A 25,515-nucleotide genomic window follows, 5' to 3' on the forward strand; every position below is an offset into this window, starting at 1 on the left:
GTTCTTGTGGTGACACAGGTCAGTTGGTGGTGACGCTCTTCCAGCCGTTCTGCAGCTGGGTGGTGAGGCCGTTCGCGTCGATCTTCTGGGCCAGGAACTGCTGGTACGCCGGGGTGGCGATGGTGTCCTTCCACTGCGGGTACTTGCCGGCGAACAGGTACGGCGCCGAAGTGATGTACTGACCCGAGGCGAGGATCTGGTCCCAGCCGGTCTTGCCGGCGAGCTTCGTGGCCAGCGCCTGGCGCGCGGAGTTCGTGGGCGGGATCAGCGCGTCGGCCTCGTTCATGGCGGCCAGGTTGTCGGTGCCGGTGAAGTAGTCGATGAACTCCGCGGCTTCCTTGACGTGCGCGGAGTCCTTGTTCACCGACAGCGTCTGCGGGCTGGCGGCCTGCGCGGGACCGGCGGGACCGGCCAGCGGCGGCAGCACGACCCAGTCGAAGCCCTTCGGCGCGTCCTTCGCGATGTTGGCCGCCTGGTAGGAACCCTGCACGGTCATCGCGGTCTGGCCCGCGTAGAACGGCGCGAGCGCCTTCGAACCCGACTGCGTCAGCGTGACCGGGAGGATCGAGTGGTCCTGGTACGCCATCTCGTCGACGAGCTTCGGCAGCGCCGTCTCACCCTCGCCCACCGTCAGGTTCGCCTGGTCGCCGGTGCCCTGGAAGTACTTGCCACCGAAGCCGGGGGCCAGCGCGACGAACGCCGCCGTCGGGCTCGACAGGCCCCAGCCGAGGCCGTACGTCGAGCCCTTGGTGGTGGCCTTGGAGATCTGGCGCAGCTGGTCCCACGTCATGGTCTTGCCGGTCGGCACGGCGACCCCGGCCTGCTGCAGCAGCTTCTTGTTCGCGAAGACCACGTAGGACTGCACCTCGGTCGGGAACGCGACGACCTTGCCGCCGAACGTCACCGAGTCCAGCACGCCCTTCTGGAAGTCGGCGCGCTTGGCCTGCGACAGGTACGGCGTGAGGTCGGCGAGGTAGTCGTCCTCCGCGAACGGCTCGATACCCGCCGCCTCGTAGTGCACGATGTCCGGCGCCGTGCCGGCGTTGAACTGGGTGATGAGCTTGTCGTAGACGCTGTCCCAGCCGGCCTGCACGATCTTGACCTGCACGTCGGGGTGCGCGGTGTTCCAGGCGCCGACGATCTTCTGCGTCTCGGCGATCGCGGCGGGCTGGTCGGACAGGGACTGGAACGTGAGGGTGACGGGGCCACTCGCGTCACCGCTGCCGCTGCCGCACGCGGCGACGAGCAGGGCGGTGACCATCAGGCTGGCGGCGGCCAGCAGGCGTCGTGTCTTCATCGACCGACCTTTCGGGGATTTCTGTTGGAGGTTTCGGGGTTGGGGGGTTTCGCGGGGTCCGGGCGGGTGCGGGGTCATCCCTTCACCGCGCCGGCCATGAGCCCGCTGGTGAGCTTCCTCCGCAGGATGCTGAAGAAGACGATGCTGGGGATCGCGGCGAGCACGGCCCCGGCGGCGAGCGGTCCGAGGGCGGTCTTGCCCTCGCCGCCCACGAACATGTTCAAGGTGATGGGCAGCGTGTAGTTCTCGGGCGACTGCAACAACACCAAGGCGAAGAAGAACTCGTTCCACGAGGACACGAAGCTGAACATCGCCGTCGCGACCACGCCGGGGGCCAGCAGCGGGAAGACGATCGTGCGCAGCACGGTGAACCGGCTCGCGCCGTCCATCGCACCCGCTTCTTCGAGCTCCGTGGGGATCGCGGCCACGTACCCCTGCAGCATCCACAACGCGAACGGCAGCATGTACGTGGTGTGCACGAGCGTGAGCCCGACGAGGTTGTCGGCCAGCCCGAGCGTCCGCAGGATCAGGAACAGCGGCAGGATGATCAGCACCACCGGGAAGACCTGGCTCACCAGGATCCAGCCCACACCGGCGATGCGGACCTTGCCCTTGAGCCGGGCCAGCACGTACGACGCCGGCACGGAGATGATGATCGACAGCACCGTCGAGGCCAGCGCCACGAGCAGGCTGTTCCACGCGGAGTGCAGAAGTCCTTGGCGCGTCAGGGCTTCGGTGTAGTTCTCCCAGTGCCACTCCTGCGGCAGCAGGTTGACCGTGAGCGAGTTGAGCTCACCTGAGGACTTCACCGAGGCCGACATCAGCCACAGCAGGGGGAACCCGAGGAACAGGATGTACAGCGCCAGGGCCACGTACTGGGCCGGGCGAACGAGCAAGCGCATGGCTCAGCGCCCCTTTTCCGTGCGGTCTTCGGTGCGGAACTGCGACCGCAGGTACACGGCGAGGATCAGCACCACCACGATCACGACGACGAGTCCCATCGCCGCGGCGTAGCCGATCTCGCGGTTCTTGAAGGCTTCCAGGTAGATGAACAGCACCGGCACCATCGTCTTGCCGCCCGGCCCACCGGCGGTGAGCACGTAGACCAGCGAGAACGAGTTGAAGTTCCAGATGAAGTTCAGCGAGGTGATCGACGTGACGATCGGGCGCATCGCCGGCCACGTCACGGCCGTGAACTTCCGCCACGCGCCCGCGCCGTCGACCGCCGCGGCCTCCAGCAGCTCACCGGGGATCTGCTGCAGCCCGGCCAGGAGCGTCACCGTGGTCTGCGGCATCCCGACCCACACGCCGACGACGATCACCGCCGGCAGCGCCGTGGAGAAATCCCCGAGCCAGTTGATGTCGCTCGGCAAGCCCACCGCGCCGAGGAACGCGTTGAGCGGCCCGCCGTTGGCGGAGTAGATCATCTGCCACATGATCGCCACGACCACGGGCGGCATCGCCCACGGCACCAGCGCGAGCACCCGCGTCAGCCCCTGCAGCTTCAGGCCGGAGTTGAGCAGCAGCGCCAGGCCCAGCGCCGCCGCGAGCTGCAGCAGCGTCACGCCGACGGTCCAGATCATGCCGATCCGCAGCGAGTCCCAGAACAACGCGTTGCCGCCGAGGCGCGCGAAGTTGTCGAGCCCGGCGAAGCTGTAGTCGGGGTGGCGCACGAGCCGCGCGTTGGTGAACGCGAGGAACACGCCGACCACGAGCGGGGCCACGCTCAGGACCAGGATCGGGATCAACGATGGCAGCACCAGCGCGATCGCCTCACGCCGGCGCGTGCGCGCCATCGGCTTCACGCGCTTCTTGGACCGTGGGGCCGGGGGCTGCGCGGTGCCGCGCTTCGGCTCGGTCAGGGAGGGGGTCGTCATCGGTCACCTCGATCGGTCCCGGGGGTGCCGGTGGCCGCAGTCGGGTCGGTGGTCCCGGGCGCCGGCCGTTCGTCGGCGGAGGATCGGCCCGCAGCCGGGCCCTCCTGCATGGGCACAAGCCGCATGAGTACAAGCCGCACTGTCATCGCTCACCCCGTTCGGTGGCCGTTGTGGTGGATTCCCGCACCACGAGCTCCGCGCCGACCGACACCTGCTGTGCCGGCTGGTCGGGGTCGTCGGCGAGCTGCAACATCAGCCGGGCCGCGGCGCGCCCGCGTTCGCTCGCGCCGAGGGACACGCTGGTGAGGCTGGGCTGGAAGACACGGCCGAGCTCGGTGTCGTCCATGCCGGTCACGGCGATGTCCTCCGGCACCGACAGGCCCAGCTCCCGCACGGCCCGGATGGCGCCGATGGCGAGCAGGTCATTGGCCGCGACGAGCGCGTCGAGCTGCGGTGCGCCCTCGGGCACGCGCGCCAGGATCCGGCGGGCGGCTTCGAGACCGGCGCCCACGGTGAAGTCCTCGGCGGTCTCGCGCTCGATGCGCACGGCGGCGAGATCGCCGGCGTTGACCGCGGCGTCGAACCCGCGCTGGCGCGAGGCACCCGGTGTCGTGTCGACCGGACCGTTGAGGAAGCCGATGCGGCGGCGCCCGATCGTGTGCAGGTGGCGCACCGCCTCGCCGATCCCGCCCGCGGAGTCGGTGGACACGGAGCTGATGCCGCGGTCGTCCATCGCGCGCCCGATCACCACCACGGGCACGGGGGCCTGTTGGATCTCGGCGATCAGGCCGTCGTCGGTGCGCAGCGGGCTCACGATCATGCCGTCCACGAAGCCGCTGCCCAGGCTGCGCACCAGCTCGATCGTCGAGTCGGAGGTGTCCCCCGTCGACATGACGACCACACGGTAGCCGTGCGGCGCCAGCACCTCGTGGATCGCGCGCATCATCTCGACGTAGACCGGGTTGCCGATGTCCGCCACGGCGAACGCGACCTGGAACGTCTTCTTCATCCGCAGCGACCGGCCGATCGCGTCGGCGCTGTACCCGAGCTCCTCGGCGGCGGCCCGGACGCGCTCGACCATCGCCTTGCTCGCGCCCACCCCGTGCAGCGCACGGGAGGTGGAGGCCAGGGACACCCCGGCGCGCTCGGCCACCTGGATCAGCGTGGCCCGTGTTGACGTCATCGTCGTTCGTACCTCGGTTGTGGTCTCGCGAGGTTTGGAAACGTTTCCAAATCGCGATCGGGCCGTTGGAAACGTTTCCAACGGGATTAATCACGATAGTGCACCCCGTGGAGCCGCCGTGTCAACCAGCGGTACACCACATCGTGGTCCGGGCATGAGAGAGGGGCGCAGACCCGCAGGTCCCCGCCCCTCTCAGCCCGGGCCCGGCCCGGGAATCACATCACGCTCAGACCAGGTCGTAGCGGTCCAGCATCATGACCTTGTCCCACGCGGCCACGAAGTCCTTCACGAACTTCTCCTTCGCGTCGTCCGCGGCGTAGACCTCGGCGACGGCGCGCAGCTCCGAGTTCGACCCGAAGAGCAGGTCGACGCGGCTGCCGGTCCACTTGACCTCGCCGGTGGCGCGGTCGCGGGCCTCGAAGGCCTCGCCGTCCTCCGACGTCGACTTCCACTCCACTCCCATGTCGAGCAGGTTCGCGAAGAAGTCGTTGGTCAGCGCGCCCGGCGTGGCGGTGAACACGCCCTGCTTCGACGCCTGGTAGTTGGCGCCCAGCACGCGCAGGCCACCCACGAGCACGGTCATCTCGGGCGCGCTCAGGTTCAGCAGGTTCGCGCGGTCGATGAGCAGGTACTCGCTCGGCAGGCGGTTGCCCTTGCCGCGGTAGTTGCGGAAGCCGTCGGCCTTCGGCTCGAGCGGCACGAACGACTCGGCGTCGGTCTGCTCCGCCGTCGCGTCGGTGCGGCCCGGGGTGAACGGCACCGTGATGGTGACGCCCGCGTCCTTCGCGGCCTTCTCGACACCCGCGGCGCCACCCAGCACGATCAGGTCGGCCAGGGAGATCTTCTTGCCGCCCGACTGGGCCGCGTTGAAGGCCTCCTGCACGCCCTCGAGCGTGGTCAGCACCTGCGCCAGCTCGTCCGGGTTGTTGACCTCCCAGCCGCGCTGCGGCTCGAGGCGCAGACGGGCGCCGTTGGCGCCACCGCGCTTGTCGCCGATGCGGAACGTCGAAGCCGACGCCCACGCGGTGGACACGAGCTGCGCCACCGTGAGGCCCGAGTCGAGCAGCTTGGCCTTGAGGTCCGCAACGTCGGCGGCGTCGACCAGCTCGTGGTCCACGGCCGGCACGCGGTCCTGCCAGATGAGGGCCTCGTCCGGGACGAGCGCACCGAGGTAGCGCTGGTGCGGGCCCATGTCGCGGTGGGTCAGCTTGTACCAGGCGCGGGCGAACGCGTCGGCGAACTCCTGCGGGTTCTCGTAGAAGCGGCGCGAGATCGGCTCGTAGATCGGGTCGAAGCGCAGCGCGAGGTCCGTGGTCAGCATGCCCGGGGCACGGTTGAGCTCACCCGACTCGGGGTCCGGCACGGTGTTCGCGGCGGCGTTGTTCTTCGGCTTCCACTGGTTCGCACCACCGGGGCCCTTCTCGAGCTCCCACTCGTAGGTGAACAGGTTGTGGAAGAACCAGTTGCTCCACTTGGTCGGGGTCGGGGTCCAGGTGAGCTCGATGCCACTGGTGATGGCGTCGCGGCCCTTGCCCGAGCCGAAGCTGTTGCGCCAGCCCAGGCCCTGCTCCTCGATCGGCGCACCCTCGGGCTCGGCGGCGACGAACTCGTCGGCGTCGGCCGCACCGTGGGTTTTGCCGAAGGTGTGGCCACCGGCGATCAGGGCGACCGTCTCCTCGTCGTTCATCGCCATGCGGCGGAACGTCTCGCGGATGTCGCGGCCCGCGGCCAGCGGGTCCGGGTTCCCGTTCGGGCCCTCGGGGTTGACGTAGATCAGGCCCATCTGCACGGCGGCCAGTGGCGCCTCGAGCTCGCGGTCACCGGTGTAGCGCTCGTCGCCCAGCCACGTGCGCTCCGGACCCCAGTACACGTCCTGGTCGGGCTCGTACACGTCGACGCGACCGCCGGCGAAGCCGAAGGTCTTGAAGCCCATGGTCTCCAGGGCGCGGTTGCCCGTGAAGATCATGAGGTCGGCCCACGAGATCTTCTTGCCGTACTTCTTCTTCACCGGCCACAGCAGACGGCGGGCCTTGTCGAGGTTGCCGTTGTCCGGCCAGCTGTTCAACGGCGCGAAGCGCTGCATGCCCGCGCCCGCTCCCCCGCGGCCGTCTTCGATGCGGTAGGTCCCGGCGCTGTGCCACGCCATGCGGATCATGAAGCCGCCGTAGTGGCCGAAGTCGGCGGGCCACCAGTCCTGCGAGGTGGTCAGGACCGCGTCGACATCGCGCGCCAGCTCGTCGAGGTCGACGGTCTGGAACTCCTTGGCGTAGTCGAAGTCCTCGTCCATGGGGTTCGCCACGGCCGAGTGCTTCCGGAGGATCGAGAGGTTGAGCTGGTTCGGCCACCAGTCACGGTTGCTGCCGCCCTCAGTGGGGTGCGCGAAGCGCCCCGTGTGGACGGGGCACCCGCCCGCGCTCTCCACGTTCATCTCGCCGACTTCGGCGTTGGGGGTGTCAGACACGGGAATCCTTCCGGGAATCAGTGTGGGTAACGGTGTTGCAGTCGGGGCACAGGCCCCAGTAGATGACCTCGGCCTCGTCGATGACGAAACCGTGGTCTTCGGACGCGGTCAGGCAGGGCGCGGCGCCGACCGCGCAGTCGACATCGGCGATCGCACCGCACGACCGGCACACGACGTGGTGGTGGTTATCCCCCACCCGTGCCTCGTACCGCGCGGCCGAGCCCTCGGGCTCGATCCGCCGCACGAGGCCCGCGGAGGTCAAGGCGTTGAGGACGTCGTAGACAGCCTGGTGGGACACCTCGCCGACATCCGCGCGCACGGCACCGATGAGCGACGCGGTGTCGGCGTGGGGATGATCGTGCACCGCGGACAGCACCGCCATCCGAGGACGCGTCACTCGCAGAGCCGCTCCGCGTAGCAAGCGCTCGAAGTCCGAAGTCGTTGGCACGCCTGGCAGTGTGCCGCAGCTTCTGGAATCAATCAAGAATGACCCGTCGTCGTGAACCTGCCGGATGACCCGCTGCCACCGGCACACGCTGCGGGGTCGCCGTAAACTTACAGTCACGGAAACTTCGCGCCACCCCTGGGTGAGCGCGGGGGTTCCCGCCGCCGGCAGTCACTCTGGACGTTCAGGTGCCAGTGCTCGCGCGCCGCGAAGTCCGTGCCGGTTTCGTACTCGACGGGCTTTTCCCGGCGGGGTTTTTCACCCCTGTCGTTTTCGAGGAATCCTTCACCGCCGGACGCCGGGTGCGCGCGAAGCTGCCGAGGCCCGACTCCAGCAGCCGGGCGGCGCGGAGCACGTCGGTGGTCACGGCGCCGCGGATTCGCGCGGGCGTGCGGCCCGCGTCGACGTGCTTGGCGAGGCTGCCGAACTGAACGCGCCACAGCCCGACGAGCGCGGTCGCGGCGAGCTGCGGCTCCGGATCGGCGGCGGCCAGGCCCGCGCGCACGGCCAGCAGCTGCGCGGCGCCGGCGGCGAGCTCATCGAGTAGGTCTCGCTGGTAGGCGGCCAGCGCCGGCGTGGAGCGGATCAGCTCGCCGTAGCGGCGGAACCCAGCCCCCGCGGCGCGGCGGTCGCGCTGGTGCTCCAACCAGCCGGTGACCCCGGCCAGCTCGCCGGCAAGGACGCGCAGCACGGCCTCGACGGGCGTGCGGGCCGGGTCGCCGAGCTCGACGCGCAGCGCGGCCAGGGTCGCGTCGGGCCGGTCGAGGATGAGGGATTCCTTCGCGGGGAAGTAATTGAAGACCGTCTTCTCCGAGACGCCGGCGGCGTGCGCGACGTCGGCGACGCGCGCGGCGCCGAAACCGCGCGCCAGGAAGAGCTCCGTGGCGGTGTTGACGAGCAGGCGCCGCGTCTCGCGCTTCTTGCGCTCGCGCAGACCCTCCGCGGGCGTCTCGTCCCGCGGGGTCCGCAACGCCGCCCAGTCGACCCGCCGTCCGCCCACGAAACCGAGAATAGCTTGAGAACACGGGATTTCCGGCGAGTCAGCGGTGCGGCACGTTGCCCCGCACGGCCCACGCCCGCGCGGTGAGGGTGATCGTGCCGTCGGCGGCGATCGGCAGGCGGGCGCGCAGCAGGTCGCGCAAGGCCCGGCGGTGGTCTTCGGGCAGCCGCACGGCGTAGGCGGGCGCCGGGCCCTGCCCGCCGAGGAACGGCAGCCAGTAGTCGTCGAAGCCGGCGAACGCGGTGCGCACCCCGATCGCGCGCACCACCACGCCGGCCAGCCCCGCGTCCGTCCACAGTCGACTCAGCGGCTCCGGGTGGCACAAGGGAAAGCGGCGGCCTTCGTCGAGGTCCGCGACCATCGGGTCGAGCTCGGCCGCGGCGTCCCAGAACCAGCGCATCAGCTCCATACCCTTGGCGTAGTCCCACACGTACGCGGTCACCACTCCCCCGGGCTTCACGGCCCGGACCCACTCGGTGACCGCCCGGTGCGGGTCGGGCACGAAGTTGAGCGCCAGCCCGCTCACGGCGGCGTCGAACGCGTCGCCGGCCACGGGCAGGGCTTGCGCGTCGCCGACCACGAAGGCCGCCCGCGGGTCGGCGGCCAGCCGCCGGGCGTGGGCGACGAACGGCGCGGCCTGGTCGACGCCGAGGACGCCGGCGGGATCGGCCGTGGCCAACACCGCCGACGTCAGCGCGCCGGTGCCGCAGCCGACGTCGAGCCAGCGCGCCCCGGACGGCACGACCGTGCCGTCGAGGAAGGCCGCGGCGACGCGGCGGCTCCACCGGCCGACGTAGCGCTCGTAGGCCTCACCCCACGACCAGTCGCTCATCGTCCGAACCTACGCCCGCGGCCACCCGGTCGTGTCTTTACATTTTGCATCCACTTGTCAAGCTTGGTGTACATCACTTACCGTCTTGTCAACCACGTCGGACAGTGTCGTTGACGGAGGAGGACGAGATGAGCGAAGCCGCGGGAACGGTGCCCGCCGGGTCGACCGAGTCGTGGACGGACCGCAAGCGGTACCTGTGGCTGATCGGGCTCGTGGTGCCCTCGCTCGCGTTCCTGGCGATCGGGCTGCACGCGGCCACCGGCTGGGGCGTGTGGTTCTGGATCGGGCCGATCGTGATTCTCGTGATCGTGCCCGTGATCGACCTGGTCGCGGGGCTCGACCGCAGCAACCCGCCCGACGACGTGCTCGAGCAGCTGGAGAACGACCGTTACTACCGCTGGATCACCTACCTCTTCCTGCCGATCCAGTACGTCGGGTTCGTGGCGGCGTTCTGGCTGATCGGGCGCGGCGACCTCAGCGTGGTGGACAAGATCGGGCTGGCCGCGTCCGTCGGGTGCATCGGCGGGATCGGCATCAACACCGCGCACGAACTGGGGCACAAGAAGGAGAGCCACGAGCGCTGGTTGTCGAAGATCGCGCTGGCGCAGAGCTTCTACGGCCACTTCTACATCGAGCACAACCGCGGCCATCACGTCCGCGTGGCCACGCCCGAGGACCCGGCTTCCAGCCGCGTCGGCGAGAGCTTCTACCGCTTCTGGCCGCGTACGGTCAGCGGCTCGCTGAAGTCGGCGTGGCGGCTGGAGCGCAAGCGCTACGCCCGGCGCGAGAAGCACCCGTTCCGCATCGGCAACGACGTGCTCAACGCGTGGCTGATGTCGGCCGTGCTGTGGGCGGCGATGCTCGCGTGGCTCGGGGTGGGGATTCTGCCGTACCTGCTGATCCAGGCCGTGGTGGGCTTCTCGCTGCTGGAAATCGTCAACTACATGGAGCACTACGGGATGCTGCGCCGGCGCGTGGGCGCGCCCGACCGGCGCCGCTACGAGCGCGTGGACCCGAGTCACAGCTGGAACTCCAACAACATCGCCACCAACGTGCTCCTGTACCACCTGCAGCGCCACAGCGACCACCACGCCAACCCCACGCGCCGCTACCAGACATTGCGGGACTTCGCCGAGTCGCCGGTGCTGCCCACCGGGTACGCGGGGATGATCGTGCTGGCACTAGTGCCGCCGCTGTGGCGGCGGGTGATGGACCCGCGCGTGCTCGCCCACTTCGACGGCGACATCGGCCGCGCCAACATCCAGCCGCGCAAGCGGGGCAAGGTCCTGGCGCGGTACGGCACCCGCGTGACGGCCGAAGAGCCGAGCACCGCCGACACCCGCGGCGACGCCGCCGAGGGCGGGATGTGCCCCGGCTGCGGCTACGTCTACGACGAACAGCGCGGCGATCCGCGCGAGGGTTTCCCGGCCGGCACGCCGTGGTCGGCGATCCCGGACTCGTGGTGCTGCCCGGACTGCGGCGTGCGCGAGAAGGTCGACTTCGTGGCTCCCGGAAGGGTGGGTGCGTGATGCGGATCGAGGCGAACCGCGAGCTGTGCGCGGGGCTCGGCATGTGCGAGGCGATGGCGCCCGACTTCTTCGAGGTCGGTGCCGAGGGCACGGTGGTGCTCCTGGAAGAGAGCCCCGCCGAGCGGCACCGCCTGGACGTCACGGCCGCGGCCGACGCGTGCCCGGTGCTGGCACTGAAGGTGCGGGACTGAGGATGTGGTCCCCAGCTCGCCGGGACCACACGGGAGGCGGCCTAGGATGACGATCGTGAGCGGGGCACTCCGGGCCGCACCGCCCGAGGGCGGCCAGCACCGGCAGCCGATCGTCGCCGCGGCCATCGGGCTGACCGCGAGCGAGGGCTGGTCGGCGGTCACCATGGCGCGGCTGGCCGAGGCCGCGGGCGTGAGCCGACAGACCGTGTACAACGAGGTCGGCTCCAAGGCCGCGCTGGCCGAGGTGATGATCTCCCACGAGCTGGCCCGCTTCCTCGCCGTGGTGCGCACCGCGTTCGACCGGCACCCCGAAGACCTGGTCGAGGCGATCTACGAGGCCATCCGCGCCGTGCTCGACCTCGCCGACGACAACACGCTGCTGCGCGCGATCGCGTCGGCGACGCACGGCACGGACACCGAACTGCTGCCGCTGCTCACCACGCGCGCGGGCTCGCTGCTCACCGAGGCGAAGGCGATGCTGATCGAACGCGTGCGGACCTACGGGCCACCGCTGGACGACGAGCAGATCGCCGTGGTGATCGACCTTGTGGTGCGCACGGTGCTCAGCCACGTGATGCAGCCGTCCGACACGCCCGTCCGCACGGCCGACGCGCTGGCCTGGGTGGTCGGGCGCGTGCTGGGCACCTCGGCGGCGCGGCCTATGCGCCGCGGCTGACCCCTGGCTGGGGCATGATGGACCCGTGGAGTCGACCAGGGTGGACCGCTGGCTGTGGGCCGTACGGCTGGCGAAAACGCGCTCGGACGCGGCCGCCGCGTGCCGGGGCGGGCACGTGCGCGTGAACGACCGCCCGGCCAAACCCGCCACCACCGTGGTGCCCGGCGACGAGGTCCGCGCCCGCATCGGCCAGACCACCCGGGTGGTCGAGGTCGTCCAGGTGATCCAGAAACGCGTCGGCGCGCCCGAAGCCGCGAAGTGCATCATCGACCGCACCCCGAAGCCGCCGCCGGAGGCCGCGATCCCGGTGGCTCGGCGCGAGCGCGGCGCGGGGCGTCCGACGAAGCGGCAACGCCGGGTGCTCGACGAGTTCCGCTCGCGCTGGGGCTGAGTCAGCGCAGAACTCGGGCGACGTACTTCGCGGCTTCGGCGATCAGGGCGTACCGGGGTTCGTCGTCGTAGGCCGCGCGGTCGGACATGATCGCGAAGACCAGCGGGGGTGTGCCCGGTGGCCTGAGGACGGCGACGTCGTTGACCCGGCCATAGTCGCCGTGGCCGGTTTTGCCGATCACGAGCCACTCAGCGGGCACGCCCGCGCGGATGGTCTGCGCGCCCGTGGTGCTGCGGCCGAGCCAGTCTTCGACGAGCGCGCGCTTGTCGGCGGGCAGCGCGTTGCCGAGCACCACTGCCTGGTGGCCGGCGGCGAGAGCCCGTGGCGTGGTGGTGTCGCGCGGATCCTCGGGGGAATCGCGGTTGAGCTCCGGCTCGTACTGGTCCATGCGGCTGGTGGCGTCGCCCAGGCCGCGCAGGTACGCGGTCAGCCCGGCCGGACCGCCGACGTCGCGCATGAGCAGGTTGCCGGCCGTCCCGTCGCTGTAGCGGATGGCGGCGTCGCACAACTGCCGCACGGTCATCCCGGCGCCGGCGTGGCGCTCGGTGATGGGTGAGAAGGAGTTCACCTCGGCCCGGGTGTAGCGCACGGTGGTGTCCAGATAGGACAGGGGATGCCGCTGGAGCACGGCCGCGACCGCGAACGTCTTGAAGGTCGAGCAGAAGGCGAAGCGTTCGTCCGCCCGGTGCTCGAGGGTGGCGCCGCTACCGGTCGCGAACGCGTGGACGCCGAGACGGGCGCTGTATTTGCGCTCCAGTGCTGCCAGCGGCGCGGTCGACGGCGGCTCCGGTGCGGGTTTGGCCGCCGGCCGCGCCGGGGCGGGGTTCACGGCCGGTGCCGCGCACCCGCCGAGCGGGGCGGTCAAGGCCGCGGTTAGCAGCGTGCGGCGGGCGAAGCGGCGGCCGACCAAGAGGGTTCCTTTCATGTTTCCGCGTCCGCCAACGAGAAGCCGGGGTGCGGAACTCGTCGTGGGCGGCCTTCGGGATGGTATTCGAAGTGCCACCATTCGTTGTCGTAGACGCGGTACAGGTGGTGGGCCGCGCCGTGGAGTTCGAGCCAGCGGGCGCCGTCGCGGGGGCGGAGGTCGAGGGCGGTACCGGTGACGTGGCGGGACTCCGTGGGCGGCAGGGTGTGGTGGCGGGCCAGGGCCACCGAGCCGGTGCGGCGGACCTCGGCGGTGAAGAGGCGGCCCTGGGCGCCGGCGTCGCGGTGGCCTGAGGTGAGGCCGAGAAGGGTGCCGTGGTGCCACAGGGCAGTGGTGCGCGCCGCGACGAAAGCCGCGTGAGTCCCGGCTGACAGGCCGGTGAGGTCCTCTGCCGGGAAACGGATTCCGAGCGCCCAGGAGCAAGCGACGGATCGCGCTCGGCCCGGAGCGATCACGGAGGCCAAGGGCCACAACACGAAGGCGAGCAGACGGGTGACCACGCGGTAGCCGACGTCGCGCCGCCGGCCCGCGGGGTCCGAAGTGGACGGGCAAAGCCTCATGATTCCCCCAGGCGAACGTCTCATCCCAGCGCCTTCACCGCGGCCGCCGTGGCGCGGGCGACGAGAGCGTCGGTTGTGGGAGCGTCGGCGGCGGGGCGGTCGGAGAACACCACGAACACGATTGGCGCGCGGCCCGGAGGCCAGGCGACGGCGATGTCGTTGCGGGTCCCGTGGTCGGCGGTGCCGGACTTGTCGGCGACCTGCCAGTCCGCGGGGACGCCCGCGCGGACGAGGTGGGTACCGGTGGTGCTGGCGCGCATGGTGTTCGTCAGGACGGTGCGCACGGGCGCGGGCACGGTGTCGCCGAGAGTCACCGTGCGCAGCGACCGGGCCCAGGCGCGCGGCGTCGTCGTGTCGCGAAGGTCGCCGGGGGCGGTTTCGTTGAGGGTGGGTTCGATGCGGTCGACGTGGGTGGTGGTGTCGCCGATCGAGCGCAGCCACGTGCTCAACGCGGCCGGCCCACCGAGCTCGCGGAACAGCATGTTCCCGCCGGTGTTGTCGCTGTAGCGCAGGGCGGCGTCCATGATCGCGCTCAGTGTCATACCGGCGCCCGCGTGTTTCCGGGTGATCGGCGAATCCGCGACGACGTCGCCAGGGCCGTACTTGATCACGCGGTCGAGCCCGGCCGTCCCCACCTTCTGCAGCACGGCCGCGGCGCTGAACACCTTGTGCGTCGACGCGTAGGCGAAGCGCTCGTCGGCGCGGTAGGCGACTTCGCGGCCCGAGCCGGTGTCCAGGACGTACACGCCGAGCCGGGCGCCGAAAGACCGCTCGAGGTCTTCGAAATCGTGGTTCGCGCCCGTCGGCGAAGCGGAGGTGGCAGGCGGTGCGGCGGGCGCGAGCGCTTGCGGAGCCGGCGGCGCGCCGCATCCCGCCAGCGCAACCACGGCCACCGCTGCCACCGCTGTCACCACAGACTTGCTGAGCACTGTGTTCCCCCTTCGGACGTGATCGACATCCGCAGTCTCACCAAGGCCGCTCATGCTGTCCAAGACAGAAGTGGCCACTTCCATGCGGAACGGGCATACAGTGTGGTCGTGGACCTGATCGGAAGCTGCCGCGCGTTCGTCGGCGTGAGCGAGACCGGGAGCTTCACGGCGGGGGCGGCGGTGGCCGGCATCCCCCAGCCCGTGGCGAGCCGCCGGATCGCCGCGCTCGAACGCCACCTCGGCGAGCGCCTCTTCGACCGCGCCACGCGGCGCGCCCAGCTCACGCCCTTCGGCCGCGACATGCTGCCGTCCGCGCGGCGCCTCGTCCACCTGGCCGACGCTATGGAGCACGACGCCAAGCGCGCGAAGCTGCGCCCACTGCGCCTCGCCGTGCCCGGCACGTGTCCGACCCGCGATCTCGCCGAACTCGACGCCGAAGCCCGCGCGCTCGGCATCTTCCTCGAATTCCGCCCCGCGCCGCCCGGCGAACGCGCCGAGCTCGTGCGCACGCAGGAGGTGCGCGCCGCCCTAGTCGCCATGCCCGAGACCGATGCCGTGTGGACGGTGCCCCTCGGCGTCGCCGCCACGGAACGCCAGCAGCTCCCACCCGTGGTCCACCTCGAGACGCTGCGCGCCGGACGCGCCACGAACGCCGAGCGCCGCCGCGTGTGGATCCAGCCCGAAGACGACGTGCCCCACATCCGAGACCGCGTGTTCCGGGTCCGCGATGCCGTGGGTCTGCAACCCGCACAGGTCTCCGTCGCCGATTCCCTGACGGCCGCCGCGGCCGCCGTCTACGGTTCCGCCGACCTGCTCCTGTGCTCCCCCGCGCAGGCCACCGAGCTCGGTCTGGGCTGGCGCCCCCTCGGCGACGTCGCCCTCGCCCGCGGCTTCGACCTCGCCGCCGCCCTCGGCGAAGACGCCCACCACCTGCGCACCCGCCTGCGTCCCGGCATCGCCCGCTGCCTCGGCGCCCCCGACGAGGAGGCCACGTGAACACCGAATCCCTGCTCCGCGACCTCCGCGAGGAACTCGACGACGGCGGCCTGCGCGGATCGTTCCTCGTCCGCGACCTCCACACCGGCCAGGAGATCGGGCTCGACGCGGACCTGGAGTTCCCCAGCGCGTCTCTGGTCAAGGTGCCGCTCGCCGCGGCGACGTTCGAGCGCATCCGGCGGGGTGAACTCGACGGCGCGACGCGGCTGGACGTCGAGCCCGGGCGGGTCACCACCCCCGGGCCCGCCGGGCTGGCGCGGTTCCGCCACCCGGCGCGCGTGGCGATCGACGATCTGCTCTACCTGAGCGTCGCGGTGAGCGACGGCACCGCGGCCGACGCGCTGTTCGCGCTCACGCCCCCGGCCGAGGTCACGCGGATGCTGCGCGAGTGGGGCATCGACGGCGTCTCCGTCCGGCACGACACGGCGGAGCTGGCCGACACCCCCGCGGAACGGTTCGAGCCGGGCGAGGTGCACCTCGCGCACGCGCTCGCGATTCGCGCGGGCACGGCCGGGCGGGGGCACCCGGTGTCGCAGCTGGACGTCAGCCGGGCCAGTGCCGGGTCGGCGCGGGCGTACGTCGCGTTGCTGGAGGCGCTGTGGCGGCCGTCCGAAATAGACCCCGGGGTGGCGGCGCGCACTCGGGATCTCATGGCCCACAACCTGCTGCGCCAGCGGCTCACGCCGGATTTCGGGTCCGACGCGACGAAGTGGTCGTCCAAGACCGGCACGCTGCTGAACCTGCGGCACGAGATCGGGGTCGCCGAGCACGCCGACGGACAGGTGTTCGCGGTGGGCGCGCTCACCGAGTCGCGGGTACCCGCGGCGATCCAGCCCGAGGCGGAGATCCTGATGGCCCGGGTGGCCCGCACGATGCGAGACCACCTGCGTTCGCGGTGAAACTCAGCCCAGGCGGTCGTACCACCGGTCCACGACCGCGTCGGCGATCGTGGGGTCGTCGCGCAGGATGCTGGTGAGGGCCAGGCCCCGCAACATCATCAGCAGCGACTCGTAGCCGACGCGATCGTCTCCTGTGGACTCGAACGCCTTCCGCAGCTCCCGTCCCAGCTCACGTTCCGCGGGCAGCAACGCCGCCCGCAACACCGGGTCGGTCCGCGCGCCGAGCCAGAGTTCCAGTCCCGCCAGGAACAACGGCCCCGACATCGCCTCGCGCAGCGCCGTCACCAGCTGCCGCCGCGAATCCGCGCCGGCGAGCCGCACCCGCGCCAGCTGCTGCTCGGCGATGTAGTGGATCGCCGCGACGAACAGGTCCGCCTTCGAGCCGAAGTGGTGCAGCAGCGCTCCCCGAGAGACCCCCGCCCGCTCCTGCACGCGCTGCGTCGTCGTGCCGGCGTAGCCGAACTCCACCAGGCACCCGACGGTCGCGTCCAGCAGGGTCTGGTGCGTGCGCGCTCGTTGTTCGCTGCGGATCACCCGAGCAGCCTACCGCCCTCGTTGACAGTCCAGACGGACTGTGAAAACCTCCGGGCATGCTCGCTGTGGAGTTGGTGCGCCGGGGTGCCCAGCGCTTCGCGGATCGCACGGCCGTGGTCGTCGGCGACCGGGAGTTCTCCTTCGCCGAGATCGACGAGCGCGCCGGCCGCCTCGCGAACGCCCTGCTCGCCGCGGGCGCCGGCCGCGGCACCAGGGTGGGACTGCTGGTCGACAACGGCGAGTGGTCCATCCCGCTCGACTTCGCCTGCCTGAAAGCCGGCGTGACCAGGGTGCCGCTCAACGCCCGCCTCGCCGTCGCCGAGCAGACCCGGATGCTCGCCGAAACCGGCGTGACCCTGCTCGTGTACAGCAAGCCCCTGGCGCAACGGGCCGTGACACTCGCCGAAGCCCTCGACGGCCTTCGGCTCGCCGGGCTCGGCGACCGCCAACGCGCCCAGGACCTCGACCTCGTCGCCGAACTGGACCGCGTACCGGCGGCCGACCCGCGCGTCGCCGTCGCCCCGGACGACGTCGTGCTCGCCCTCTACACCTCCGGCACCACCGGCACCCTCAAGGCCGCGCAGCACACGCAGGCGAGCTACGCGGCTATCACCACCAACATCCTCGCCAACCTCCTCTCCCCCGGCCGCGGCTCGGCGATGCTGCACGCCGCCTCGCTCATCCACGCCAGCGGAACTTTCGTGCTGCCGTACTGGATCCGCGGCGGCCGCGCGGTCGTGCTGCCCGGCTTCGATCCCGGGTCCTATCTGGACTCGATCACCCGGCACCGCGTCACCGACGTCAACCTCGTGCCGACGATGCTCGGCCTGCTACTCGCCGGATCCACTGTGGACGCGGCGGCCACGCTCGACACCATCGTCTACGGCGCCAGCCCCATGCCGAAGCCGCTGATCCTGGAAGCGCTGGACCGCTTCGGGCCGAAGTTCGTGCAGTACTACGGTCAAACCGAGGCTCCGCTGTGCCAGACGGTGCTCGGCAAGGCCGACCACCTGCAGACCGACCTGCTCGGCTCGTGCGGCCACCCGGCCGTCGACGCGGAGCTCTTGCTCACCGACCCGGCCGAATCCGGTCCCACGAGGGGAGATCGGTGAGCTCCGCGTGCGCGCGCCGTTCACGATGAGCGGGTACCTCGACGCGCCCGAGCTCACCGCCGAGACCCTCGTGGACGGCTGGATCCGCACCCGCGACCTGGCCCGCGCCGACGAGCGCGGGTACCTCTACCTGGTCGACCGCGCGAGCGACATGATCGTGACCGGCGGCTGCAACGTCTACCCGCGCGAGGTCGAGGACGCGCTGGCGGCGCACCCGGCCGTGGCCGAGTCCGCCGTGGTCGGCGCGCCCGACCCGACGTGGGTCGAGGCCGTGACGGCGTTCGTCGCCCTGCGCCCTGGCGCGACGGTGACCGAGGAGGACTTGCGCACGCACGTGCGCGGCCTGCTGGCCGGGTACAAGGTGCCCAAGAGCGTGCACGTGGTCGATGCGATCCCGAAGTCGGCGGTGGGCAAGATCCTGCGCCGCGCCCTGCGTGATCCCCTGTGGGAGGACCGATGAACGTCCTGGTCGAGAAGCGCGGCCCCGTCACGATCGTCACGATCGACCGGCCCGAACGGCGCAACGCCGTCGATCGCGCCACGGCCGAAGCCCTCGCCGACGCGTTCCGTGCGTTCGATGCCGACGAGGACGCGTCCGTCGCCGTGTTGCAGGGCTCCGGCGGCACGTTCTGCGCGGGCGCCGATCTGAAAGCCGTGAGTGAAGGCCGGGGCAACCGCACCGAACCCTCGGGCGACGGGCCGATGGGACCGACGCGGCTGCGCCTGACCAAACCGGTCATCGCCGCGGTGAGCGGCCACGCCGTGGCGGGCGGCCTGGAGCTGGCGATCTGGTGCGACCTGCGCGTGGCCGACGAAACCGCTGTGTTCGGGGTGTTCTGCCGGCGCTGGGGCGTGCCGCTCATCGACGGTGGCACCGTGCGGCTGCCTCGCCTGATCGGCCAGAGTCACGCGCTGGACCTCATCCTCACCGGGCGCCCGGTCGCGGCCGAAGAAGCGCTGCGGATCGGCCTGGCCAACCGCGTCGTCCCCGCCGGGCAGGCACTCGACACGGCGGTCGAGCTCGCTCGGAGCCTGGCGGCTTTCCCGCAGACCTGCCTGCGCCAGGACCGCGCGTCGGTGCTCGAACAACACGGCGCCACCGAAGAGTCCGCCATGGCCAACGAGTTCGGCCACGGCTTGGTGTCCTTGTCGAGCGGCACCGTCGCCGGCGCCACCCGTTTCGCCCGCGGCGCCGGCCGCCACGGTTCGTTCGACGCCTGAATCCGGGGCGGGCCACGGCACCCAGAAGTTTTCGGTGGACACCGCGGGACTTCGGACAGTGCTCGCCGTGGCGCGCATCGGTTCGGACCGCGAGCACCTCGACTTGACGATCGCTCCTTGGCCGCGGTGCACAGCTGCAGCCACGTCCGGTAGCTCGTCGAGCTTGCGCACCACTTGTCCGGCGAGAGCGCGGGCTAGGCCGCGAGGTCGAGCTCACCATCGACGCCGGCGAAGTGCTCTCGCGATCGGCGTCCGGTGTTCGCAACGAAATCGCGGGCACCACTGCGCGGTGACCGGCTGAATCCGGGGCGGGGTACGCAAACCCCGCCCCCGATTCGTCACGCCGCGACGTAACCCGCGTCGAGCTCCCGATGCAGGGTCACGCGGTCGATCGCCTTCTCCCATTTGCCCACGACCAGCGTGGCCACGCAGTTGCCCGCGATGTTGGTGAACACGAACGCGGCCGACAGGACACTGTGGACACCCAGCACCAGGGCGATGCTGCTGACCGGGATCGTGTGCGTGGCCGCCAGGGTCAGCGCCAGCACCGCGATCGCCGAGCCCGACACGCCCGCGCCCCCCTTGGACGTCAGCAGCAGCACGAACAGCAGGCCCAGCTGCGCCTGCCAGCTCAGGTCCGTGCCGGTGGCCTGCGCCAGGAACACGCTCACCGCGGCGAAGTACAGGCACGTGCCGTCGTGGTTGAAGCTGTACGCGGTGGGCAGCACGAGCCCCACCACCGGCTCGTCCACGCCCAGCTTTTCGAGCTTCGCCGTGAGCTGCGGGAACACGCTTTCGGACGAGCTCGTGCCGAGTACCAGAACCAGCTCCGCGCGGAAGTAGCGCAGCACCTTCCACAGGCTGACGCCGGCGTAGTGCGAGACCGGCCAGAGCACGAGGACGAAGAACAACACCACGATCAGGTAGAACACCCCGACCAGCTTGCCCAACGGCAGCAGCGTGCTCAGCCCGTATTTCGACACCGTGAACGCGATGGCCCCGAACGCGGCGAACGGCGCGAGCCGCATGACCTTCTTGATGATCCAGAACAGCGACTGCTGCACGGTACCGACGATGTTCAGCACCGGCTGCGCCTTCTCGCCCAGCGCGGCGAGGCCGCAGGCGAACAGGACCGAGAACACCAGGACCTGCAGGATCTCACCCTTGGCGAACGCGTCGACGGCCGACGTGGGTACGAGGCTCACGAGGAAATCGTCGAAGCCCTCCGACTTGGCCGGCGCCGCCGAAGCCGGTGCGTGCAGCGACGACGGGTCGATGTTCATGCCGATGCCGGGCTTGAGCACGTTGACCACCACGAGGCCGATCACCAGCGCGATCGTGGTGATCACCTCGAAGTACACGATGGACTTCACCGCGATGCGGCCGACCTTGCCGAGGTCGCGCACGCTGGCGATGCCGTGGTCACCGTGCAGAAGATGATCAGGCCGACGACCATCTGGATGAGGTGGATGAAGATGTCGCCGAGGAAGTCGACGTGGTGCCCGACCGAGGGCGCGAGCGCGCCCACGAGCACACCGACGACAACGCCGGCGAGGACCTGGAAGGTCAGGTCCTGGTAGAACGGCTTGCGCTTACGGGTCTGCCCGGGGGCGCCCGCGGACGTGGTTTCGCTCATCGTCTTCCGGTTTCTCCGTTGGCGCGCCGGGGCGAACACCTCGTCGGCGTCGAGGCGGCGCGGGAGCAGGCCCTGTTCGAGGCACGCGTCGACGATCAGCTCGATCGGCCCGCTCAGGCTCTCGAAGCCGAACATCGTGGGGCTCGGCGCGCCGTCGGGGCGCTCGACGGTCGCGTCGGCGCGGCGCAGCAGGTCGTACGCCTCGCGGACCGCGTCGGGGTCGCGGCGGCTCACGGACTCCCCAGCGACGACCATGTGGTTGACCGGCATGAAGCCGTGTTCGCGCCACCACTGCTCGTCGCGCGCGGCGGCGTCGGGGATCACCCGCACGAACTCGTCGCCTTCGGGCAGGTCGTTGCCGAGGATGGTGGCGTCGATGCGGCCTTCGCGCAGCAGGTCGGGCAGGCTCGCGGCGCCGACGCCGTGCTCGACGAAGTCCGGGTCCTCGTACTCGGCGACGTGGGCGCCGTCGCGGGTGAGCCAGCGGATGTCACGCGAGGCGAGGCCGAAGTCCTCGGTGAGGTGCGCGCGGACCCACATGCCGGTGGTCTGGGTGAACGCGCGCACGCCGATGCGCTTGCCCTTGAGCTCGCCCGGGTCCACCGGGCGCGACGCGTGGGCGATGAGGCAGCCGCGCTGGAACCGCGAAGCGACCACTGCCGGCAGCAGCACCACGGGCCGGCCGTAGGCGATCGCCTGCAGGGCCGTGACGACGGCCAGCTCGCTCAGGTCGTAGGCCTCATCGCGCACCATCGGCGCGAACGCCTTGTGCACCGGGGACACGGCGGTGAAGTCGAGCTCGACCGACGGGCTGGTGACCTCGCCGTTCTTGAGCGGCTTCGTGTGCGGGTAGTCGGCGAGAACGGTCCGCAAGGTCGTGGGTTCAGGCACGGCTCGCACCCTTCAGCGACGGGTAGAAGGCGGCGGCGGTCCCGCCGAAGATCTGGTCGAGGTCGGCTTCCGGCAGCACGGAGACCGTCTCGCGGGCCTCGGCCAGCAGGTCGGGCAGCACGCCGTCGGCGGCCGGGAAGTTGGAGCCCCACGCGATGCGGGCGGCGCCGTAGGCCGCGACCAACTCGGTGAGGAAGTCCTCGGTCGTGGACGCGCCCTTCGCCGAAGCGGCGAGCGCGCGGTGGGTGAGCTTGAGGTGCACGCCGGGGTAGGCGGCGAGGTCGAACAGGTCCTTGGCCAGGCGGTACGGGCGCCCGTCGGACAGGTCCGGGCGGGCGCAGTGGTCGAGCAGCACGGCACGCGCAGGAAGCGGTCGAGGATCTCCCGCAGCTTCGGCAGACCCTGGATCGTCATCTGCAGGCACACGGGGATGTCGTGCTTCTCGGCGTGGGCCCAGGCGGGGAACGAGTCCTCGTGGCCGAGCCAGCCGGCCTGGCCGGGCATGGTCGTGCCGGTGGTGAACAAGCGGAAGCCCGAGAAGCCGAGGCCCTGCCAGTGGTCGATCTTCTCGACGGCGTCGGGGGCCATCGCGTCGATCGAGTAGACGCCGGCGAAGCGGTCGGGGTGACGGCGCAGCGCTTCGGCGACGTAGCGGTTGTCGTGGCCGTACACCGTGGACGCCTGCACCACCACGGCCTGCGCGATGCCCGCCGTGTCGAGGGCCCGCACGAGGCCGTCGATGTCCACCGGGTGCGCCTTCGACCACTCGCTCTGCTTGCCGCCGATGGGGTCGACCGGGTACTGACCCGCATCCGGGGAGATGACGTGGGTGTGCGAGTCGATGATGTCCATGGGACCTCCTGTGAACCGGGGGTTCGGCGCAGCACCGGATCCTCGGCGACCCGGCTCGGAGCCCGCGCGCTCCGGCAGACGGGGACCATACACGATTGTTAACAATCTCGTACAAGATTGTTGGGACGATTTCGTTGGGGATCACGGTGCGCAATACTTCATGAGCACAGCGCGAGCCGTTTCCCGCGGAATCCGTGCAGGTGGGAGGGTGCGGGACGGAGGCCGTCCTGACAAGTGAAGGTGGCTGGAGACTCAGGGCTCCACGCGACGGAACCGGAGACGGCGGGAGGTACGCCTGAACCGGGCAATCGGGAGACGGCGGGGCGGCAAGGCCGAGGCCGGGCACGGATCTGCGCTCGCCCGCCCGACCCGCCGCCCGAACTCGGAGCACGGCCGGGCCGAGTTCCGGCTTCCCGGCACGGCGGCGACATACCGGCGCGAGGCGCAGGGCTGGTGGCCGGTCAGCGGCCGATCACCGCGCACAGCCGAGATCCGCGGCCGGGACGCGAACGGACTGCTGTTCGAAGAGCGCACCGAACCGAGCGCCCGAGGCGCCTGTACCGGCGGGGCGGCGGCCGGCTCGTGGAGCCATCCGGGTGCGGACAGCACGACGCCCCAGTCTCCGGAGTCCGGAGACTGGGGCGTCGTAGCGGTGGGAGCGGCGGCGGGGCGGGGGTCAGCCGAACATGCCCACCTCGTAGTGGCCCGCCGGCTGCTGGGTGATGACGTTCATGCGGTTGTAGGTGTTGATGAGCGCGATGAGCATGGTGAGGCCGGTGAGCTGGTCCTCGTCGTAGTGCTTCGCGGCCTGCTGCCAGACCTCGTCGCTCACGCCGCCCGCGGCGTCGGCGATCCGGGTGCCCTGTTCGGTCAGCTCGAGGGCCGCGCGCTCGGCGTCGGTGAAGACGGTGGCTTCGCGCCAGGCCGCGACGAGGTTGAGGCGCGTGGGCTCTTCGCCCGCGGCCACGGCTTCCTTGTAGTGCATGTCGGTGCAGAAGCCGCAGCCGTTGATCTGGCTGGCACGCAGCTTCACGAGCTCCTGCGTCGCGGCCGGAAGACCCGAGTCCGCGATCGGCTTGTTCGCCGCGTTCAGGAACTTGATGAACTTGCCGGCGACCGCGTTCTCGAAGAGGTTGAGTCGTGCTTCCACTGGTCTGCTCCTTCGCCCTTTCCACTGGTTACGCACTCTTGACGGGTGGGCTCGCGAAGTTGTGACACCAGTGAAAGTGACCTGCGTCTCACCCCAGGTCGGCCTCCGCGCGGATCTCGAGCGTCTCCCCCGGCTGGTGCAGCTCCAGCACCACGAGCTCGTTGCGCCCCCTCCGCCACAGTGGCGCCGGGGCGTAGAGCGTCCGTTGTGGACCCCGATTCCAGTAGCGGCCCAGGTTGAAGCCGTTCAGCCAGACGATGCCCTTCTCCCAGCCCGGTAGGGCGACGAACCCGTCGGCGGGTGCCTCGATCGTCACCGCGGCCCGGTGGAAGGCCGGGCCGGCGCCCGGAGCACCCGGGGTGAACTGAACTGTCGACAAATCGTCGAGCGGCAGCGGCCGGATCTCCCAGCCGAACAGCTTCTGCTGGGTGTTCATCGCGACCCAGCCGTCGATGCCTTTGCGGTCGGCGAGGTACGGGCCGTAGTTGATCCGGCCCATCGTGTCCACGAGGATGTCGAGCTGGTTCTCCGCCTCCTCGAACACCAGGTCCACTGTGCCGTCGGGGGTGTTGCGGTCCAGGACGCCGGCCTCCTTGCCGCCGGCGAAGATCAGCGCGCGGTCGGCGAGGCCGTGGATGCTCAGGGTGCCGCTGTGCGGGCCCTGCACCTTCGTCCGGTAGTGGATGAGTCCCGTGGCTTGGCCGAGCTTCTCCATCGGCAACGGCTGCGGCGAGCGCACCACCTTCGACAACGCGGGCAGCGACTCCAGCAGCGAAGCCGACGCGTCCGGCTTCACCGTCCGCGGCGCCAGCCGCGGTGAACGGCCGGGGAGCGGCCCGTCGGGCAGCTTCGTGTACTTGCCGATCACGCCCCGCAGCGCGGTGAACTTGGCGCCGAGGTCACCGGCCTCCCCCACCGGCGAGTCGTAGTCGTAACTCGTGACGGTGGGCTGGTAGGTCGTGCCGGAGGTGTTGGCCCCGCTCGTGAAGCCGAAGTTCGTGCCACCGCACGCCATGTACAGATTCACCGACGCGCCGGAAGCGAGCACCGTGTCGATGTAGCCCGCCATCTGCTGGGGGTCACGGGTGTTGTGCTGCTCGCCCCAGTGGTCGAACCAGCCGTCCCAGAACTCCGCCATCATCACCGGCTTGCCGGGCTGGAACTTCTTCAGTGCTTCGAGACTCGGCACCGGATTTCCGTCGCCCGTGCCGACTTCGAGCGTGCCCGGCAGCGAGCCGAAGCGCATGAAGAAGTCCGACGCGCCGTCGGCCGCGAACAGGAGGCTCGCGCACCCGCGCGAACGCAGGCTGTCGCGCAGGTGCGCCAGGTACGAGGTGTCGTTGCCGTAGCTGCCGTACTCGTTCTCGATCTGCACGGCGATCACCGGCCCGCCGCGGTGCGCCTCCAGGGCGGCCAGGCGCGGCACGAGGTGGTCGTACCAGGCGTCCACGGCTTTGAGGTACTTCGGATCCGCGCACCGCAGTTCGAGGTCGCGGTCGGCGAGCAGCCACGCGGGCAGGCCGCCGAACTCCCACTCCGCGCAGATGTACGGGCTCGGCCGCACGATCACCCGCAGCCCCACCTCGCCGGCGGTGCGGATGAACTTCGGCAGGTCGCGCCACCCGCTGAAGTCCGGCGGGCCCGGCTTAGGCTGGTGGAAGTTCCACGCCACGTACGTCTCGACCGTGTTCAGGCCGAGCGCCCGCAGCCGCTCCAGCCGGTCGCGCCACTGGTCGGGATGGATGCGGAAGTAGTGCACGGCGCCCGAGATGATCTGGAACGGCTTGCCGTCCAACAGGAACCGCTCGCCGGACACGGTCAGTCCGCCGCGGCCCGCCGCGTCGGCCGGCCCGGCGAACACCGTGCTCGCCGCGGCCAGCCCGGCGACGCCGCCGAGGAAGCTCCTCCTGCTCACTGCACTCACGAAG

Annotated in this window: 23 protein-coding genes and 2 pseudogenes; 9 read left to right on the top strand and 16 right to left on the bottom strand. The window is 70.8% G+C overall.

Going from position 1 to position 25,515, the window contains the following annotated elements:
* Window positions 1-19: 19 nt before the first annotated feature.
* From AB0F91_RS06960 to AB0F91_RS06995, 8 genes are all read right to left on the bottom strand, one after another.
* Window positions 20-1,297 (bottom strand): sugar ABC transporter substrate-binding protein, encoded by a 1,278-nt coding sequence (locus AB0F91_RS06960; RefSeq protein ID WP_360595497.1) that lies wholly within the window; start codon window positions 1,295-1,297, stop codon window positions 20-22.
* A gap of 74 nt (window positions 1,298-1,371) precedes the next feature.
* Window positions 1,372-2,199 (bottom strand): carbohydrate ABC transporter permease, encoded by an 828-nt coding sequence (locus tag AB0F91_RS06965; protein ID WP_360595498.1) that lies wholly within the window; start codon window positions 2,197-2,199, stop codon window positions 1,372-1,374.
* Between the two features lie 3 nt (window positions 2,200-2,202).
* Window positions 2,203-3,174 (bottom strand): sugar ABC transporter permease, encoded by a 972-nt coding sequence (locus AB0F91_RS06970; RefSeq protein ID WP_360595500.1) that lies wholly within the window; start codon window positions 3,172-3,174, stop codon window positions 2,203-2,205.
* Between the two features lie 142 nt (window positions 3,175-3,316).
* The gene (locus AB0F91_RS06975) at window positions 3,317-4,357 is read right to left on the bottom strand and encodes a LacI family DNA-binding transcriptional regulator (RefSeq protein ID WP_360595501.1); all 1,041 of its coding nucleotides are present in this window, start codon (window positions 4,355-4,357) and stop codon (window positions 3,317-3,319) included.
* Between the two features lie 226 nt (window positions 4,358-4,583).
* Window positions 4,584-6,818: a catalase/peroxidase HPI gene (gene katG, locus AB0F91_RS06980; RefSeq protein WP_360595503.1), complete on the bottom strand. Its 2,235-nt coding sequence runs from the start codon at window positions 6,816-6,818 to the stop codon at window positions 4,584-4,586.
* Window positions 6,811-7,266, bottom strand: coding sequence for a Fur family transcriptional regulator (locus AB0F91_RS06985; protein WP_360595505.1), 456 nt, complete (start codon window positions 7,264-7,266; stop codon window positions 6,811-6,813). The genes katG and AB0F91_RS06985 overlap by 8 nt, the downstream gene beginning before the upstream one ends.
* A gap of 181 nt (window positions 7,267-7,447) precedes the next feature.
* Window positions 7,448-8,263, bottom strand: a complete 816-nt coding sequence (locus tag AB0F91_RS06990; RefSeq protein WP_360595507.1) for a TetR family transcriptional regulator — start codon at window positions 8,261-8,263, stop codon at window positions 7,448-7,450.
* 40 nt (window positions 8,264-8,303) lie between these two features.
* Complete coding sequence (locus AB0F91_RS06995; protein WP_360595509.1) at window positions 8,304-9,095, bottom strand: class I SAM-dependent methyltransferase; 792 nt, start codon at window positions 9,093-9,095, stop codon at window positions 8,304-8,306.
* A gap of 128 nt (window positions 9,096-9,223) precedes the next feature.
* Between AB0F91_RS06995 and AB0F91_RS07000 the strand changes: the two genes are divergently transcribed.
* From AB0F91_RS07000 to AB0F91_RS07015, 4 genes are read left to right on the top strand one after another with little or no spacing between them, the layout of a single operon-like run.
* Window positions 9,224-10,624: a fatty acid desaturase gene (locus tag AB0F91_RS07000; RefSeq protein WP_360595511.1), complete on the top strand. Its 1,401-nt coding sequence runs from the start codon at window positions 9,224-9,226 to the stop codon at window positions 10,622-10,624.
* Complete coding sequence (locus tag AB0F91_RS07005; protein WP_360595513.1) at window positions 10,624-10,815, top strand: ferredoxin; 192 nt, start codon at window positions 10,624-10,626, stop codon at window positions 10,813-10,815. Before AB0F91_RS07000 ends, AB0F91_RS07005 begins: the two co-directional genes overlap by 1 nt.
* 46 nt (window positions 10,816-10,861) lie before the next feature.
* Complete coding sequence (locus AB0F91_RS07010; protein ID WP_360595515.1) at window positions 10,862-11,491, top strand: TetR family transcriptional regulator; 630 nt, start codon at window positions 10,862-10,864, stop codon at window positions 11,489-11,491.
* Window positions 11,492-11,516: 25 nt separating this feature from the next.
* Window positions 11,517-11,882, top strand: a complete 366-nt coding sequence (locus tag AB0F91_RS07015; protein ID WP_360595517.1) for an RNA-binding S4 domain-containing protein — start codon at window positions 11,517-11,519, stop codon at window positions 11,880-11,882.
* 1 nt (window position 11,883) lies between these two features.
* On the opposite strand, the gene bla (AB0F91_RS07020) is transcribed toward AB0F91_RS07015, so the two are convergent.
* From bla (AB0F91_RS07020) to bla (AB0F91_RS07030), 3 genes are read right to left on the bottom strand one after another with little or no spacing between them, the layout of a single operon-like run.
* The gene (gene bla, locus AB0F91_RS07020; protein WP_360595519.1) at window positions 11,884-12,807 is read right to left on the bottom strand and encodes a class A beta-lactamase; all 924 of its coding nucleotides are present in this window, start codon (window positions 12,805-12,807) and stop codon (window positions 11,884-11,886) included.
* The gene (locus AB0F91_RS07025; protein ID WP_360595521.1) at window positions 12,804-13,367 is read right to left on the bottom strand and encodes a D-alanyl-D-alanine carboxypeptidase; all 564 of its coding nucleotides are present in this window, start codon (window positions 13,365-13,367) and stop codon (window positions 12,804-12,806) included. The genes bla (AB0F91_RS07020) and AB0F91_RS07025 overlap by 4 nt, the downstream gene beginning before the upstream one ends.
* A 20-nt stretch (window positions 13,368-13,387) precedes the next feature.
* Complete coding sequence (gene bla, locus AB0F91_RS07030) at window positions 13,388-14,296, bottom strand: class A beta-lactamase (RefSeq protein WP_360595523.1); 909 nt, start codon at window positions 14,294-14,296, stop codon at window positions 13,388-13,390.
* 102 nt (window positions 14,297-14,398) lie between these two features.
* Between bla (AB0F91_RS07030) and AB0F91_RS07035 the strand changes: the two genes are divergently transcribed.
* Complete coding sequence (locus AB0F91_RS07035) at window positions 14,399-15,292, top strand: LysR family transcriptional regulator (RefSeq protein WP_360595524.1); 894 nt, start codon at window positions 14,399-14,401, stop codon at window positions 15,290-15,292.
* Window positions 15,289-16,191 (top strand): serine hydrolase, encoded by a 903-nt coding sequence (locus AB0F91_RS07040; RefSeq protein WP_360595526.1) that lies wholly within the window; start codon window positions 15,289-15,291, stop codon window positions 16,189-16,191. Before AB0F91_RS07035 ends, AB0F91_RS07040 begins: the two co-directional genes overlap by 4 nt.
* 3 nt (window positions 16,192-16,194) lie before the next feature.
* On the opposite strand, the gene AB0F91_RS07045 is transcribed toward AB0F91_RS07040, so the two are convergent.
* Window positions 16,195-16,725: a helix-turn-helix domain-containing protein gene (locus tag AB0F91_RS07045; RefSeq protein WP_360595527.1), complete on the bottom strand. Its 531-nt coding sequence runs from the start codon at window positions 16,723-16,725 to the stop codon at window positions 16,195-16,197.
* Between the two features lie 56 nt (window positions 16,726-16,781).
* On the opposite strand from AB0F91_RS07045, the gene AB0F91_RS07050 reads away from it, so the two are divergent.
* Genes AB0F91_RS07050 through AB0F91_RS07060 form a run of 3 tightly spaced genes read left to right on the top strand, consistent with a single transcriptional unit; the run spans window position 16,782 to window position 19,058 of the window.
* Window positions 16,782-17,837 carry an AMP-binding protein gene (locus tag AB0F91_RS07050; protein ID WP_360595528.1) on the top strand — a complete coding sequence of 352 codons (1,056 nt, stop codon included), beginning with the start codon at window positions 16,782-16,784 and terminating at the stop codon, window positions 17,835-17,837.
* A gap of 7 nt (window positions 17,838-17,844) precedes the next feature.
* Entirely contained in the window at window positions 17,845-18,297 is a 453-nt protein-coding gene (locus AB0F91_RS07055; protein ID WP_360595530.1) for a hypothetical protein, read from the top strand.
* Window positions 18,294-19,058, top strand: coding sequence for a crotonase/enoyl-CoA hydratase family protein (locus AB0F91_RS07060; RefSeq protein ID WP_360595532.1), 765 nt, complete (start codon window positions 18,294-18,296; stop codon window positions 19,056-19,058). The genes AB0F91_RS07055 and AB0F91_RS07060 overlap by 4 nt, the downstream gene beginning before the upstream one ends.
* Window positions 19,059-19,396: 338 nt before the next feature.
* On the opposite strand, the pseudogene AB0F91_RS07065 reads toward AB0F91_RS07060, so the two are convergent.
* From AB0F91_RS07065 to AB0F91_RS07080, 4 genes and pseudogenes are all read right to left on the bottom strand, one after another.
* Window positions 19,397-21,447: pseudogene (locus AB0F91_RS07065) on the bottom strand (cation:dicarboxylase symporter family transporter).
* Between the two features lie 130 nt (window positions 21,448-21,577).
* Window positions 21,578-22,437, bottom strand: a pseudogene (locus AB0F91_RS07070) (amidohydrolase family protein).
* Between the two features lie 676 nt (window positions 22,438-23,113).
* Window positions 23,114-23,587 (bottom strand): carboxymuconolactone decarboxylase family protein, encoded by a 474-nt coding sequence (locus AB0F91_RS07075; RefSeq protein ID WP_360595533.1) that lies wholly within the window; start codon window positions 23,585-23,587, stop codon window positions 23,114-23,116.
* Window positions 23,588-23,675: 88 nt separating this feature from the next.
* The gene (locus AB0F91_RS07080) at window positions 23,676-25,511 is read right to left on the bottom strand and encodes a beta-galactosidase family protein (protein ID WP_360595534.1); all 1,836 of its coding nucleotides are present in this window, start codon (window positions 25,509-25,511) and stop codon (window positions 23,676-23,678) included.
* Window positions 25,512-25,515: the final 4 nt, after the last annotated feature.

Source organism: Amycolatopsis sp. NPDC023774, from assembly GCF_040639695.1.
GTDB lineage: Bacteria > Actinomycetota > Actinomycetes > Mycobacteriales > Pseudonocardiaceae > Amycolatopsis.